Raw genomic sequence first — 13,293 nt, 5'->3', positions numbered from 1 at the left:
AGAGGCTTCCTACGGAGTAATGTCCCACCTGAGAAGACGATCACGAGGAAGGACAGCTCCATGCTTTCCCGCCTGTTTGCCCCCAAGGTGAAGGTCAGCGCCCACTGCGACCTGCCCTGCGGCGTGTACGACCCGGCCCAGGCCCGCATCGAGGCGGAGTCCGTCAAGGCCGTCCAGGAGAAGTACCAGGCCAATGAGGACGCGGACTTCCGCACGCGCGCCGTTCTGATCAAGGAGCAGCGCGCCGAGCTCGCGAAGCACCACGTCTCGGTGCTCTGGAGCGACTACTTCAAGCCCCCGCACTTCGAGAAGTACCCGGAGCTGCACCAGCTGGTCAACGACACCCTGAAGGCGCTCTCCGCGGCCAAGGGTTCGAACGACCCGGCCACGGGCCAGAAGGCTCTGAACCTGATCGCCCAGATCGACACGATCTTCTGGGAGACCAAGAAGGCTTGATCTACGGTTAGGCCGTCTGACCTGCGGTTTCGCTGGTCATATGGCCTACCGGTCCGCACCCGGTCCGCAGGCCGCCGAGCACGGCGTCCATCACGGACCGGGTGCGGTCTTCTTCGCCCGGCCACAGGTGCGCGTAGATCCGCAGGGTGATGACGGCGGACGCGTGGCCGAGGACCATCTGGACCTGCTTGACGCTCGCCCCGCCCGCGATGAGCGCGGAGGCGTAGAAGTGCCGCAGGTCGTGGGTCACCATGTGCGGCAGCTCGACGGGCTTGCGGCCCTCACGCTTGGCTGCTTCGCTCTCCGCCGCCTGGAGCGCCCTACGTGCGCAATTCCACTCGGTTTTCCAGCGGCGGTAGTTGAGCGGTTCCCCCTCCTCCATCGTGAACAGCCACTCCGTGGAGGGGCGCGCGGCGAGGTGCCCGAGGAGCGCGTCGGTGACGACCTCCCCGACCGGAACCGTACGCCGGGACTTCGCGGTCTTCGGCGGGCCGATCTTCCCCGACTGGAGCCGCTGCCGCTCCACGCGAATGCTGCCGGCCTTGAAGTCGACGTCCGACACCTTCAGGCCCAGCAACTCACCTATGCGCAAGCCTGACCCTGCGAGCACGACGACGGCTGCCCGGATGTACGGCGGCATCACGCGTGCCATGGCCTCCACCTGGGCGACGGTGGGCGGAGTGACCTCCTCGTCCGGCATGACCGGAAGGGTGATCCGGCGGCACGGAGTGGATGCGATGACCTTGTCGTCCACGGCCGCGGTCATGACGCGCACGAGGACGTCGTGGACGTTCCGGACGCTGCCGGGGCCGAGTTGGTCGGACAGGTGCTTGAAGAGCACCTGTATGTCATTACGGCGTATCGCCGCCAGTGAGCGGGCGCCCAACGCCGGTACGAGGTGGAGCCGGAGCGCGTTATCGGTGATGCGCTCACCCGCCTCGCTCGCGATGAGCGAGCCCTGCCACCTCTCGGCGTACTTCTGGAACGTGATGCGACCGGCGCGCGGGTCGACGTACTGACCGGTGACCACGCTGGTCGTGACTTCGTCGAGCCAGCGCTGGGCGTCGAGCTTCCGGTCGAAGTGGCGAGCGTGCTCCTTGCCGTCGAGATCACGGTAGCGGGCGCGCCATTTGCCGTTGGGGCGCTTCTGTACGTTCGCCAAGTGGCTTCTCCTCTGTGCTGGTTGTCAGTAGTGGCCCCCGTCCTCGATGTCGCCGCTGAGGACGCGCGCGTCTCGCTCGTCCCCCATGAGGCGGAGGCACTGCTCGTGGATCGCTCGCGAGCTGTCCGGGTGGGCCTTGATGTGGCCGGCGACGGCGACCACGGCACGGTGCAGACGGTCGCGGGCGTCACGGGTTTCGTAGAACGCTTCGACGGCTTCCTGGACGAGCCGTCGGCTGTCGACGTCGAGCCCTTCGAGGGGCGGGGACATCAGCTCTTCGAGGGGGAGCTCGAAGACGCGGGAGAAGGCGAGCGCCTCATCGAGGTTGATCCGACGGCGGGGTGAGCCGTTCTCGATGCGCCACACGGCCGTCTGGTTCATCTTCACGCCCGCTCTGGTCACCCGCTCGGCCAGCTCGGTCGTGCTCCACCCTCTGACCTCGCGCTCCAGGGCCACACGGCCCGCCACGTTGCCTTCGCTGTAGAGCAGCGGCACCTCGCCACCCTCGGGCTTCTCGCTTGCCATCGAACCTCCATCGCGACCGTCGCTATCCAAATTGAAACATGGGCTTCCCGGTTTGGCTAACCGCCGATCATGAGGTACTGATTATGCAGATCGAATCGCCGCCTAGCCGAATGGGAACACATGCGATACCTGACCACTGCCGAGGTCGCCGAGCGCTACCGCACCGCCGAGAGCACTGTCCGCTACTGGCGCCAGCTCAAGAAGGGGCCGCGCGGCATCAAGGTCGGCAAGCGGGTGCTCTACCCCGAGGCCGAACTGCTGCGCTACGAGCGCGCGCTGATCGACGGCGGAGACGAGTGGGGCCTGGCCTCATGAGCCGCGGGACCGCCCGGACACAGGAACGGCCCTCGGCGCGCCTACGCCGAGGACCGGAGATCCCCTTGCACCTCGCCCATCCCTGAACGAACTGGTCGGGGGCGAGACCTTGCCCGTCTCGCCCCCACCTGAGAGGAACATCTATGAAGGACCCTACGTCCCCCGCCACCTCGAAGGCATCCGGTGTTGCCTGGCCACCGATCGCGGTCCCGGGCCAGGGTCTGCCTCGCGACCGAGAAGCACGCCCCGCCATCGGAGGCCCGCCCGCCGATGCTCCGAGCCGGAGCTCACGCGATTCCCGACCTGCCGAAGCTAGTGCCCCGACAACAGCGTCGGACAGCGCAGGCGTTCCTGCTCCAGGCGGACCAGAGTCCCAAGATAGCGGCGGGCCGGCAGGCGAAGGCAGCGCGCTGCTGGACGATGTCCGCACGGCGATCGGGCGGTACGTGGTGCTGCCGAGCGACGAGGCCCTGACCGCCGTCACCCTCTGGGTCGCGGCCTCCCACATCCAGCCCGGCCTCCAGCACGCGCCACGGCTTGCCGTGGTGGGACCGACCAAGGGGTGCGGCAAGTCCCGTCTCCTGGACGTTCTCTACGAGACCGTCCACCAGCCGATGATGACGGTGAACACCTCCCCCGCGGTCGTCTTCCGCGTCATCGGCAAGAACCCGCCGACGCTGCTGGTGGACGAGGCCGACACAATTTTCGGCCCCAAGGCGGGCGACAAGGAGGACCTGCGCGGCCTGCTGAACGCCGGGCATCAGCGCAACCGGCCAGCCTGGCGGATCTCCGGGCCGGAGCACAAGCCAACCGCGTTCCCCACCTTCGCGATGGCGGCTCTGGCCGGTATCGGCGACCTGCCGGACACGATCATGGACCGCGCGATCGTCATCCGCATGCAGAAGCGCAAGCCGGGCGAGCGGATCACCCCGTTCCGCTCGCGGTACTCCGTGCCGGAACTGCACGCGCTTCGCGACCGGCTGGCCGACTGGCTGGTCCCGCTGCGTGGCACCGTCGCGGGCGCGGTGCCGAAGATGCCCGTCGAGGACCGCGCCGCCGACACATGGGAGCCGCTCGTCATCGTCGCCGACCTCGCCGGCGGGCAATGGCCCGCGCGGGCACGTGCCGCCTGTCTGGCGATGACGCGCAACGAGGTGGTCCAAGACGAGCAGACGACGCTGAAGACGCGGCTGCTGCGTGACATCCGCCGCGTCTTCGACCAGGAGGCCGGCAAGGAGGCCATGCGCAGCCAGGACCTGCTCGCCGTGCTCATCCAGGACGCCGAGGCCCCGTGGGCGGAGTACGGCACGAAGGGGCTGAACGCCTACCACCTGGCGAATCTGCTGCGCGACTTCGGTATCAGCCCGGCCAACTACCGATTCGAGAAGGGCAGGCAGGCCAAGGCGTACGCCCGCAACCAGTTCGTGGACGCCTGGGCCCGCTACTGCCCCGACCCCGCCCTGTCGGCACCCACCGCCGAGGTCCCGGCACATCCGACCCGGGGCAGGCCGCCCGCCCCTCCGTCCGGGACGCTGCCCACCGGCCCGCCGGGAGGGCCCGCAGGCCCCAGGCCCACTCGCTGACACCAGGTCCGCATCAATCCGTCGCATCCGTCCCCGCGCAGGTCAGCGCGGGGACGGATCTCCTCGGCGTTACGGATCACTCCGTACCTGCCTCCGTCTCCGTACCTGTGCTGACCAGCCACGCGACGGATGCGACGGATGCGACGACGGGCCACCCCACACGACTGACGGAGCACCACCATGCCCGAATCGAACGCCGACGACCCCACCCCCCGCCGCCGCAGGAAGTTGTTCAGGCTCACCCGACGACCAGCAGCAAGCTGGAGCGAACGAGCCTCTAGCGAGGCTTCGTCCGCGCTTGCCCCCGCCTCAGGGATGGCGGAGGACAAGGCCGAGCGCCAGGGGGCGCCCGAGCCGAAGGAGGGGGTGGCCGAGGACTCCGGCCGGCCCGCAGCCGACTCCGCTCCTCCCAGTAGCCCGGCCGATGCCCCGCCGCTCGTCGAGCAGCTCTCCTGGCGGGATCTCGACGCCCCTGCCCTGCCCGCGCAGATGAACCGCAAGCGCACCGTGGAGAAGCGCGACCAGGAGAAGACCATCCGCTTTACACGCACCGCAGTCCAGGTGATCAGCGCCGCCGCTCACCAGCGCGGTCAGAGGTTCGCCGGATTCGTCGGGGACGCAGCCCTGGCTGTTGCGCAGGGCAAGGCGGGGATGGTCGGCAGCCCGGAGGACGATCCTCTCCGCCCGCTGATCGAGGCCGTCGAGGCGCACACCGTCGCACTGAACCGCATCGGCGGCAACCTCAACCAGATCACCGCAGCCATCAACCGAGGAACCGTGCCCGAGCGCGCCGAGACGGTTCTCGACCGCGTCGAGCAAGCAGCACAGAACAGCTTCCACCTCATCGACCAGCTCCTCGCGAACGGCACGGCTCATGGTTCCTGACGTCTCCACCGGCTCCGACAGCCGCGGACTGATCGCCTACCTCTTCGGCCCTGGCCGCCGCGACGAGCACACCAACCCCCACATCGTCGCCGCCTGGGACATGGCCGGCGCTCCCGACCCCGGCCGCGACCCGGCAGCCACCTACTCCCAGCTCGCCAGGCGACTCGACCACCACGTCGACCTCCGCACCCGCGAGCTGGGCGGCAAGAAGCCACCGCAGCACGTCTGGCACTGCCCGGTCCGCACCGCCCCCGGCGACCGCTACCTCACAGACACCGAGTGGGCCGAGGTCGCCCGCCGCGTCGTGCACGCTACGGGCATCGCCCCCGACGGCGACGAGAGGGCATGCCGATGGATCGCGGTACGCCACGCCGACGACCACATCCACATCATGGCCACCACCGTCCGCGCCGACGGACGCCGCCCACGCACCCACCAGGACGGCCGACGAGCTCAGGCCGAGTGCCGTCGGATCGAAGCTGAGTTCGGTCTGCGCCGCCTGAAGTCCGGCGACCTCACCGCGCCCCGCACCCCCACCGGTGCCGAACGCGCCAAGGCCGAGCGCCAGGGCCAGACCGTGACGGCACGGCACTGGCTGCGCGAGCGGGCATACGCGGTCGCCGCCGCAGTACACACCGAAGCCGACTACTTCACCGTGCTGCAGTCCCTCGGCATCAAGGTCAAGACACGCCTCGGCCCCGAGAGCGGCGACGTGATCGGCTACAGCCTCGCCGCACCCGGCGACACCAACAGCGCTGGCGAACCCATCTGGTACGGCGGCTCGAAACTCGCCCCCGACCTCTCCATCAACCGCCTCCGCGAACGCCTCCCCGACCAGGAGGTAACCGACCGCCCCAGGTTCGCGGCAGATCCCGCCGAGCCGTGGCAGCACACCATCACCGCGATTCAGACGGCGCACTTCGCCCTCGACTCCGACGACCATGCCGCCGCCCAAGGCCAGCTCGCCGCCTTCGGCGACGTCCTCTACAACATCGCCAGCGCCACACCCGGCCCACACCGCGCAGAGCTACGCGCAGCCGCCACAGCGTTCAACCGCGCCCGCCGATCCGCTACCCGCGCGGACCACCAAGCAGCCCACGCCCTACGCCAAGCCGCCAAGGAACTCACCTACGCCTCCAACGGACCCGGCGGACTCACCATCGCCCTGCTCTTCGCCACCGTGCACCTGACCCGCGCCGCCGCCAGGTGGCACGAGCGGCGAGGCCACGAACAACAGGTCGCTGCGGCCGAAGAAGCCTTCCACCACCTCCAGGCGGGCTATCAGCAGGCCGCCGCCCCCGTCCTGGCAGACCTATCCCGCCGCGCACCACGGGCCGAGACCGCCCGCCGCTTCGAGCAAGACCTCCGCGCGGCCTTTCCCGACCACGCCGACCGGATCCTCGCCGACCCCACTTGGACCGCTCTGACCACAACTCTCGCCCACGCCGAGACCGCCGGCCACAACCCCCGGCGTCTCCTGGCTGAGCTGGGTACCCAGCAGGAACTCGACAGTGCCGAGCACCCCGCCGAGGTGCTCAACTGGCACGTCTACGCTCAGCCGAACAAGCTGGTTCAGGCGGCGCGCAGGCGAAACACCTTCAACGGCCCATCGTCCATGTCCACCGCCCCAAACCTTCCGGCCACACCAGTGGCCATGATGCCCCAAGAGCGCGGTCGGCGCCGCTGACGGCCTGGTCAAATGCTCTCGCCATCCCGTTCTAGGCGTAGTTCCACTCTTCACTGGGCAGCGAGTGCCACAGATCGAGCCAGTCATGGAGCAGGAAGAGCGGTCGGGTCAGGACGATGTCGCCAGCCCGTTGGGATCGGATTGCGAGGCCGAGGTCGACGAAGACCGGATCGGCGGCTGGACTGTACATCAGGCTGCCGGACTGCAGTGTCGTGCGGTGGACGAGCCAGTCCTCCACCTGGGAAGGCGCGCAGCCGGTCAGCGGGGCTGCCTCCAGTCTCACTTGGGGGCCGGTGAGGGCGTTCACGGCGACACACCCCAGGCGGCCTTCCTCGAAGAGGGCCCTGATCCCAATCTCGGCGAAATCGACGTAGTTGAGCTGTTGGCCATCGCCGTGAGCGAAGTAGGACGAGACGGCCGGTCCTTCACTGAGAGCATGGGTGATCTCCTCCAGTGTCATCCCGAAGTGCAGAGGGCCGACTCCTACGTACGGCGTGAACGTCCACTCGGCGCGCTCCTCCTGCCTGGCGATTCGCCACGGGCCTTGGTACCCCGCCTCGCTCCCTGGGGCGGGTACCGGCGGTTCGGGTGCTGGTTCCGGCGGGGCCGCATGTGTGGGCGCGGGCGGGTCCTCACGTCGGCGGCCGCGTTGTTCCGGAGCCGCGGTGTCCTCGGGCTGCGCTTCCAGCCAGCGGATCGCCTGCTCCTGGCCCTCCCCGAACGGGTCGTCCGCCAGAGCGTGTGCCCGGTCCAGGGCTGCGCAGTGTTCCTCCTCTGCGGCGACAAGACCAGTGACGCTCTCGCCCCAGGCCGCCAAGCGCTCCCGGGCGATCCACCGGTAGTACGAGTCTGCGCTCACGGCAAGGACCGCACGAACGGCAGGTGCGTACCGGGGGACGGACGAGACGAGGCAGGGGTCGGCCAGGAGCAGGGCGGTGGCCGCGAGCGCGGCCTCCCTCACCAGTGGATCATCGGCGTCGCAGAAATCCGCGATGCAGTCGTGGAGCACCGGCCGTGCCGAACGGGCAGCGGCCAGATCCCGCGCCGCCCCGACACCATCCTCGATGTCCAGTCGGGCAATGTCGGCGAACGAAGCTAGCCAGTTCAGCAGTTCGGCACGGAGCGGCCGCCGACCGGCCCTCCGCTCCCACCGGCCTTCGGCGAGGGTGCGCGGATCGTCGAGAAGACGAGCGAGGACCAAGGCCGCCGGGGCGGTCGCCGGAAACACCCGCGCCTGATGGAGGAGTAGCCGGTACAGATCCCCGACCGCCCGCACCCGGTGGGCCGGGTCGGCGGCGAGCACTGCGCCGAGGATGTCCGGGGTGTCGGGCACATCGTGCCGGCCCGTGCAGAGGTGCGGCAGCTCCTCCCAGGCGATGCCTGTGAGTTCGGCCTGCGCTGCGGGTGGCAGGGAGTCTGCGGGAAGGTCCGGGGTTGATTCGTTGATCACGGTCGCAGTGTTCCAGCCGCCTCCGACATCAGCGGTGCCGATACCTGCCACAGACCACAGACGGCTCAAGCTTGAGCAACACTCTGATGCCCTCGCTGCTCATGGCAACAAGGGCGCCAGCCCTCATGCGGCGTGGGTTGTGAGTATCCGCGAAACCCACGTCCTGAGTTCGGTCAGGTGCTCGGGCTGCAGCCCGAGGTGTGGGTCTGGCTGAACGAGGAGGGTCGGCGTTCCGCTGGCGGTACGCTCCGCCGCCCAGTCGTGGTCGAGGCTGGTGAAGTCGTCGTCGATCCAGACGGCGGGGGCGTCTGCCAGCCAGACATCGACGTGGTCGCGTTTCCAGAGGTAGCCGTCGGGGTGGCTGGTGGTGATCTGGGGGCGAGGCAGGTCGAGGTAAGGGAAGTCGGGCAGCCCCAGGAGGGGGCCGATGATCGTGGTGGCGTCGTTGCGCCAACTCGTGCACCACACGGGGGTGACGATCCCGTTGGTCAGGAGGTCGGTGAGAATGCGGCCCTGGCTCGGGTCGAGCCAGATGGGCACGGAGTCGTCGGAGCGCCGGCCGGTAGGCAGGACGGTGTGACGGACGTGGGTGGGCGGGGTGCTCCCGTCGGCGGCCGGGAACGGTATGAGTACGCCGTCGATGTCGAGAAGCAGGTAGGGCAGGGTCATCGTGCCTCCGTCGGTCAGCGTTTACGGGCGGTGATCAGGAGGGTGGTGGGCCACGGGTCACGGCGCGGGTGCCGCAGCTCCACCGTCGAGGTGACGCCCAGGCCCGCCCGGGAGAGGTGGGCTCCCCAGCGGCGGGCGTCGAACTCCCATCGAGCGAGGGGCAATCGGGTGCGGTCGGGCATGGTGACGTAGTCCTCGCGCGGACGGTCGTCCGTGGATGGATGTCTTCCGGCCCGTGCCGGGTGAGGGACGGAGAAGGCCAGGACACCGCCAGGCTTCAGGCCTCGGGAAACGGCGGTGAGGAGGAGCTCGGGGGCGACGAGGCCGACGGCACCGAAGACGGAGTAGATCGCGTCGAAGGTCCGGCCGGTGGCCTGAAGGTGGTGCAGTGCGTGGCCGGCGGCGAACGTGGCACCGTCGATGTGGCCGTAGTGGGAGCGGGCCCGGCGCACCTGCAGGCCGACCAGGTCCACCCCGGTGACACGGGCCTGGTGGTGCTTCGCAAGGTGGGCCACGTTGTGGCCGGGGCCGCAGCCCAGCTCCAGGACGCGTTTGCCGCACAGGTCCCGGCCCAAAATCTCGGCGCCCGGACCGAGGCCGGCGTGGGTGCTCCATTCCATCCGGGCAGGCGCGGTGAGGGCGTGTGCGGGGACAGCGGCTGTGCGCTGGGCTGCATGGGTGTACCAGGGGGAGACCTGGGCGAGCACCTAGACCTCCAGGAGTTGGACCACGTCGTTCAGGTGGCGGCGGACAACGGGGATGTACGCGGGGTCCTTAGCCGGGTCGTCGATCCAGCGGATGGCCTGCTCCATGAACCACTCCACGGCCCACATCCGATGCCAACCCAGGGCCCATGCCTCGGCGGTCAGGCCGCCCCGGGCGGCGAGGGCGTCCTCATGGCCACCTGCGGTGACGTACTGCTCCAGGAGTACCCGCATGCGGAAGGGGCTCGGCACGTCGGTGGTGCCGTGGTACGAGGCGAGGTCGATCAGGCCGGGGCCGGTGAAGGCGCGTGCGAAGTCGAGGAGGTGCCAGCCGTTCTCCCCGATGTGGACGCTCGTGGGGTGGAACTCGGAATGCACCCAGCCGAACGGGTCGAGCGTCGCCCCCTGGACACGGGCCTCGGCCGCGGCGGAGATCTTCCCCAGCGCGGTCTCGATGTCGTCGCAGTCCGTCCAGCGGTCGGTCTTCCGCAGCCGCTGGAGGTGATCGAGGGCTCGGCCGGGCAGGGCTGCGAGGCCGGCACCGTCGAGGAGGGGCAGACCGCCGGCCGGGCGGGCGGCATGGAGCATCACGGCGGCGGCGACACCGTCGAGGTCGTCGGCGTCCCGTACGGGAGTGCCGAGGTCGTCCATGAGCATCCCGAGCCACTTGTCCTGCGTGGCAGTGGCGTGGAGGGCTGGGACCGGGAGCCGTCGCTGGTATGCCGCCCGCAGGGCCTGGGCCTCGCGGTCAAAGGGTTCCTTGGCGTATTTGAAGACGGCTGTGGTGCTGTCGGGGAAGGTGACGCGTTCGACGCCGGACATGCCCCAGACGCGAATCTCGGTACGTTCGGGGAGGGGCTTGCCGACGAGGGTGCACAGGTCGTCCAGCAGGGCGGCGGACAGGCTCTGGGCCATGGGGGTCTCCAGGGGGCTGGTTGGCTCCGGGGCGGGCGCGCGCGAGCTGGCCCGCCCCGGAGCCGTACTGGGGTGGGGTTACTCGGCTGCGGTCACGCGGCGGGCGTAGACCTGCTCGATCCAGCCCGCCTTGAACTCGGCCAGGTCGTCACGGAAGTTGGCCATCGAGGCACCGTAGGGCGCGACGACGCCGCCGGACTGGTCCGGGACGGACTGGCAGCCGTGCACGAGTCTGCCGCCGAGCGCGGCGTGGGCCTTGATGGACTCGATCCGGCGGTACTCGTTGAACCAGCCGCCGTGGTAGACCTCGTCCAGCATTCCGCCCGTCGCGTCGTCCAGGTCGAAGACGACGGAGGTGGCGGCGGGGAAGAACCAGCACGGGCCGACGTTGGAGATGTGCCCGTCCAACTCGACCTTGTTGAGCGCCATGAGCGTGGCGGCCTCGCGCAGCATGCGCAGGTGGTCGGCGGTGATCTGCGGGAGGCCGAGGCCGGCCAGGTGTTCCTCGCGGAAGAGGTACGCGTACACCCCGTACGCCGTCGCCAGCACACGGGCCGCGTCGGAGGTGGATTCGCTGTGCTGCTTGATGAAGTCGAGCGCGAGCTGCTCGACCGCGCTCTCGGTCGTCTCGTCCACGTCCAGGAGTTGCGCCTTCACCAACTCCCAGTCGGCGACGAGCCAGGTGCTGGACTCGAAGCGGAAGAAGTACTCGGCCGGGTCGATGGTGACGCGCCGACCGTCCACCTGGATGCCGGGCAGGCGGTTCCAGCGCGGGTCGAAGGCGTCGGGCAGCTCGACCGTGATGGTCGCGGTGTCGATGGTGGTCACCGTGTCTCCGTCTCTGATCGTCCGGACCGGGGCACAGGAATGCCCGAGCCCGTTAAGGCGTACGGAACTTGGGGGCCGCCCGGCCCGTGATGCCGTGAGTGGGGCGGCTGTCGATAAGTGAACCGCCCGCTACGCAGAGTGGGTACGGTGTGACGGAGGTCAAGCGGTATACGCGGTTTACGGAATCGGAGTGGAGGCGATCGTGCCGGCACCGACCAGCGACAACTCCCGCCTGCGCGAGACGATCAACGCCGCCGGGTGCACGTACGAGGCACTCGCCAAGGACGTACGCCGCATCGCCGCCGAGAACGGCGAACTGCTCCAGACCAACAAGTCGGCCATCTCCCACTGGGTGGGCGGTGCCCGCACACCGACCGGCCAGGCAGGCCAGTACCTCGCCGAAGCCCTCTCCCGGCGGCTGGGACGCGTCGTCACCCGAACCGAGCTCGGCCTCCACTCACCCGACACGGAGTCGCCACCGGACACCGACCCCGTCACCGCGGTCACCGACCTCGGCCGCGCGGACGTCGAGCGCCGCCGCTTCCTCGCCATCGCCGCCTTCACCACGGCCGGCGTGGCCATGCCGCTCCTGCACGACCACGAAGCCACCTCGCGGATGCTCCGCGCCCGCACCGCCCGCTCCCTCGTCGGCAGCGACGACATCGACGTCGTACGACAGATCACGGCAGCCTTCAGCGCCGCCGACGAACGGCTCGGCGGCGGCCACGGCCTGACCACAGTCACCGCGTACCTCGCCGACACGGCAGCCCCCATGCTGCGCGGCCGCTTCCCCACAGAAGCCTTACGTCAGGCCGCCTTCGGCGCCGTCACCGAACTCGCCTACCTCGCAGGGTGGAAGCACCACGACCTCGGCCACGAAGGCGCCGCCCAGCGCTACTACCAGGTCGGCTACCAACTCGCCTGCGAAGCGGACCCCCACGGCCACGCCGCATGGATGATGCGCGCCCTCGCCCATCAATCTCTCAGCCTCAAGCAACCAGACCACTGCGTCGAGCTCGTCGAGGGCGCCCTCACCCGCGGCCTCGGCCACGTGGACGGCCAGACCGAAGCTCTCCTCCACATCACGCACGCCCGCGCCTACGCAGCGGTCGGCGAGAACCCATTGGCCGCCCGCGCTCTCCTAGCCGCCGAAGACGCACTCCTGCGCGAAGACGGGCCCCAGCCCAGCTTCTCCCGCGTTAGTGGCCCAGCAGCCGGCACCGTGGCCAGCCACACCGCACGCACGCTGACCGACCTCGCCGACCACATCGGTACGGAACAGCAGCACCGCGACGCGCTCACCCGCTGGGACCCGGAGAAGTACAAGCGAGTCCACGCCCTCACCCACGCCGACCTCGGCGACAGCCTCGCCGCCCAGGCCCGAGCCGATGAAGCTGTCGCGGCCTGGACCCAGGCCCTGGTCCTCATGGAGGGCATGACCTCCGACCGCACCCGCAAGGCGATCACCTCGATCCGCTCCACGCTCGCGATCTACCAGCGCCGCCGCGTCCCCGGAGCCGCAGATCTCGCCCGCCGAGCCCGCGAGGCCCTCGCCTAACATGCCCAACAACCTGCCCGACGAAGGGAACCTCGTGGCTCAGCAGACCGACAACCGCCCCCAAGCCCTCAAGCCGGCGCTCGACTCGATGACGCTGCTGGTCGCGGCCGTCATCGTCCACGACAAGGCGGCCAACCGTGTCGTGCTCCTGCAGCGCAGCGAGAACGCCAAGTTCGCCCAGGGCCTGTGGGACTTGCCGGTCGGCAAGAGCGAGCCGGGGGAGCCGATCACCGAGACTGCGGTCCGCGAGCTGTACGAGGAGACCGGCCTCACGGTGAAGCCGGAGGCCCTCAAGGTCGCCCACATCATCCACGGAGCCTGGGGCGTTGAGTCCCCCAATGGCTTCCTCACGGTCGTCTTCGCCACCCACGAATGGACCGGCGAACCCGAAAACCGCGAACCCCGCAAGCACAGCCAGGTTTGCTGGATCGACGCCAAGGCCATTCCCGAGGCGTTCGTGGACACTACGGCCAGCGCCCTCCATCGCTACCTCACAGGGGGGCTTCAGGTATCGCTGGACGGCTGGACGTAGACGGGTTCAAGCGGCGAACAGAAA

Annotated in this window: 14 protein-coding genes; 7 read left to right on the top strand and 7 right to left on the bottom strand. The window is 69.5% G+C overall.

The window, feature by feature from the left end; genetic code table 11:
- Window positions 1-60: 60 nt before the first annotated feature.
- Window positions 61-456 carry a superoxide dismutase, Ni gene (gene sodN / locus BFF76_RS01120; protein ID WP_065846736.1) on the top strand — a complete coding sequence of 132 codons (396 nt, stop codon included), beginning with the start codon at window positions 61-63 and terminating at the stop codon, window positions 454-456.
- Between the two features lie 7 nt (window positions 457-463).
- Here the strand turns inward: sodN and BFF76_RS01115 are convergent, their stop codons facing one another.
- Both BFF76_RS01115 and BFF76_RS01110 read right to left on the bottom strand, forming a co-directional pair.
- Window positions 464-1,618 carry a tyrosine-type recombinase/integrase gene (locus BFF76_RS01115; RefSeq protein WP_065846735.1) on the bottom strand — a complete coding sequence of 385 codons (1,155 nt, stop codon included), beginning with the start codon at window positions 1,616-1,618 and terminating at the stop codon, window positions 464-466.
- Window positions 1,619-1,642: 24 nt separating this feature from the next.
- Entirely contained in the window at window positions 1,643-2,143 is a 501-nt protein-coding gene (locus BFF76_RS01110) for a helix-turn-helix transcriptional regulator (RefSeq protein ID WP_028438806.1), read from the bottom strand.
- Between the two features lie 120 nt (window positions 2,144-2,263).
- Between BFF76_RS01110 and BFF76_RS01105 the strand changes: the two genes are divergently transcribed.
- From BFF76_RS01105 to BFF76_RS01090, 4 genes are all read left to right on the top strand, one after another.
- Window positions 2,264-2,458, top strand: coding sequence for a helix-turn-helix transcriptional regulator (locus BFF76_RS01105; protein ID WP_030628141.1), 195 nt, complete (start codon window positions 2,264-2,266; stop codon window positions 2,456-2,458).
- A 143-nt stretch (window positions 2,459-2,601) separates the two neighbouring features.
- Window positions 2,602-4,041, top strand: a complete 1,440-nt coding sequence (locus BFF76_RS01100; protein ID WP_167359458.1) for a DUF3631 domain-containing protein — start codon at window positions 2,602-2,604, stop codon at window positions 4,039-4,041.
- A gap of 315 nt (window positions 4,042-4,356) precedes the next feature.
- Entirely contained in the window at window positions 4,357-4,926 is a 570-nt protein-coding gene (locus BFF76_RS01095; RefSeq protein WP_065846733.1) for a hypothetical protein, read from the top strand.
- A complete protein-coding gene (locus tag BFF76_RS01090) occupies window positions 4,916-6,613 on the top strand; it encodes a relaxase/mobilization nuclease domain-containing protein (RefSeq protein WP_065846731.1) in 1,698 nt (565 codons plus the stop codon). Before BFF76_RS01095 ends, BFF76_RS01090 begins: the two co-directional genes overlap by 11 nt.
- Window positions 6,614-6,644: 31 nt before the next feature.
- On the opposite strand, the gene BFF76_RS01085 is transcribed toward BFF76_RS01090, so the two are convergent.
- The 5 genes from BFF76_RS01085 to BFF76_RS01065 all read right to left on the bottom strand — a co-directional run bounded on the left by BFF76_RS01085 (window position 6,645) and on the right by BFF76_RS01065 (window position 11,179).
- Window positions 6,645-8,063, bottom strand: coding sequence for a serine/threonine-protein kinase (locus BFF76_RS01085; RefSeq protein ID WP_065846729.1), 1,419 nt, complete (start codon window positions 8,061-8,063; stop codon window positions 6,645-6,647).
- A gap of 123 nt (window positions 8,064-8,186) precedes the next feature.
- Window positions 8,187-8,732, bottom strand: a complete 546-nt coding sequence (locus BFF76_RS01080) for an HAD domain-containing protein (protein WP_065846727.1) — start codon at window positions 8,730-8,732, stop codon at window positions 8,187-8,189.
- 14 nt (window positions 8,733-8,746) lie between these two features.
- On the bottom strand, window positions 8,747-9,439 hold the full coding sequence (locus BFF76_RS01075; protein ID WP_065846725.1) for an SAM-dependent methyltransferase: 693 nt from the start codon (window positions 9,437-9,439) through the stop codon (window positions 8,747-8,749).
- The gene (locus BFF76_RS01070; protein ID WP_065846723.1) at window positions 9,440-10,351 is read right to left on the bottom strand and encodes a phosphotransferase family protein; all 912 of its coding nucleotides are present in this window, start codon (window positions 10,349-10,351) and stop codon (window positions 9,440-9,442) included.
- A 78-nt stretch (window positions 10,352-10,429) separates the two neighbouring features.
- On the bottom strand, window positions 10,430-11,179 hold the full coding sequence (locus BFF76_RS01065; RefSeq protein ID WP_065846721.1) for a hypothetical protein: 750 nt from the start codon (window positions 11,177-11,179) through the stop codon (window positions 10,430-10,432).
- 202 nt (window positions 11,180-11,381) lie between these two features.
- On the opposite strand from BFF76_RS01065, the gene BFF76_RS01060 reads away from it, so the two are divergent.
- Complete coding sequence (locus BFF76_RS01060) at window positions 11,382-12,737, top strand: NsdA family TPR-like regulatory protein (RefSeq protein ID WP_065846763.1); 1,356 nt, start codon at window positions 11,382-11,384, stop codon at window positions 12,735-12,737.
- Window position 12,738: 1 nt separating this feature from the next.
- A complete protein-coding gene (locus tag BFF76_RS01055) occupies window positions 12,739-13,269 on the top strand; it encodes an NUDIX domain-containing protein (RefSeq protein WP_065846719.1) in 531 nt (176 codons plus the stop codon).
- Window positions 13,270-13,293 lie beyond the last annotated feature (24 nt).

The sequence above is a fragment of the Streptomyces mutomycini genome, assembly GCF_001700505.1.
Classification (GTDB): Bacteria; Actinomycetota; Actinomycetes; order Streptomycetales; family Streptomycetaceae; genus Streptomyces; species Streptomyces mutomycini.
The sequence above is the reverse complement of the archived record's forward strand: the minus strand, read 5'-3'. Positions and strand labels throughout refer to the sequence as shown.

Coding starts and splice junctions, on each gene's coding strand:
- BFF76_RS01095 (WP_065846733.1), top strand. CDS start 4,357: ATGGCGGAGGACAAGGCCGAGCGCCAGGGGGCGCCCGAGCCGAAGGAG.
- BFF76_RS01080 (WP_065846727.1), bottom strand. CDS start 8,732: ATGACCCTGCCCTACCTGCTTCTCGACATCGACGGCGTACTCATACCG.
- BFF76_RS01090 (WP_065846731.1), top strand. CDS start 4,916: ATGGTTCCTGACGTCTCCACCGGCTCCGACAGCCGCGGACTGATCGCC.
- BFF76_RS01055 (WP_065846719.1), top strand. CDS start 12,739: ATGCCCAACAACCTGCCCGACGAAGGGAACCTCGTGGCTCAGCAGACC.
- BFF76_RS01105 (WP_030628141.1), top strand. CDS start 2,264: ATGCGATACCTGACCACTGCCGAGGTCGCCGAGCGCTACCGCACCGCC.
- BFF76_RS01100 (WP_167359458.1), top strand. CDS start 2,602: ATGAAGGACCCTACGTCCCCCGCCACCTCGAAGGCATCCGGTGTTGCC.
- sodN (WP_065846736.1), top strand. CDS start 61: ATGCTTTCCCGCCTGTTTGCCCCCAAGGTGAAGGTCAGCGCCCACTGC.
- BFF76_RS01110 (WP_028438806.1), bottom strand. CDS start 2,143: ATGGCAAGCGAGAAGCCCGAGGGTGGCGAGGTGCCGCTGCTCTACAGC.
- BFF76_RS01070 (WP_065846723.1), bottom strand. CDS start 10,351: ATGGCCCAGAGCCTGTCCGCCGCCCTGCTGGACGACCTGTGCACCCTC.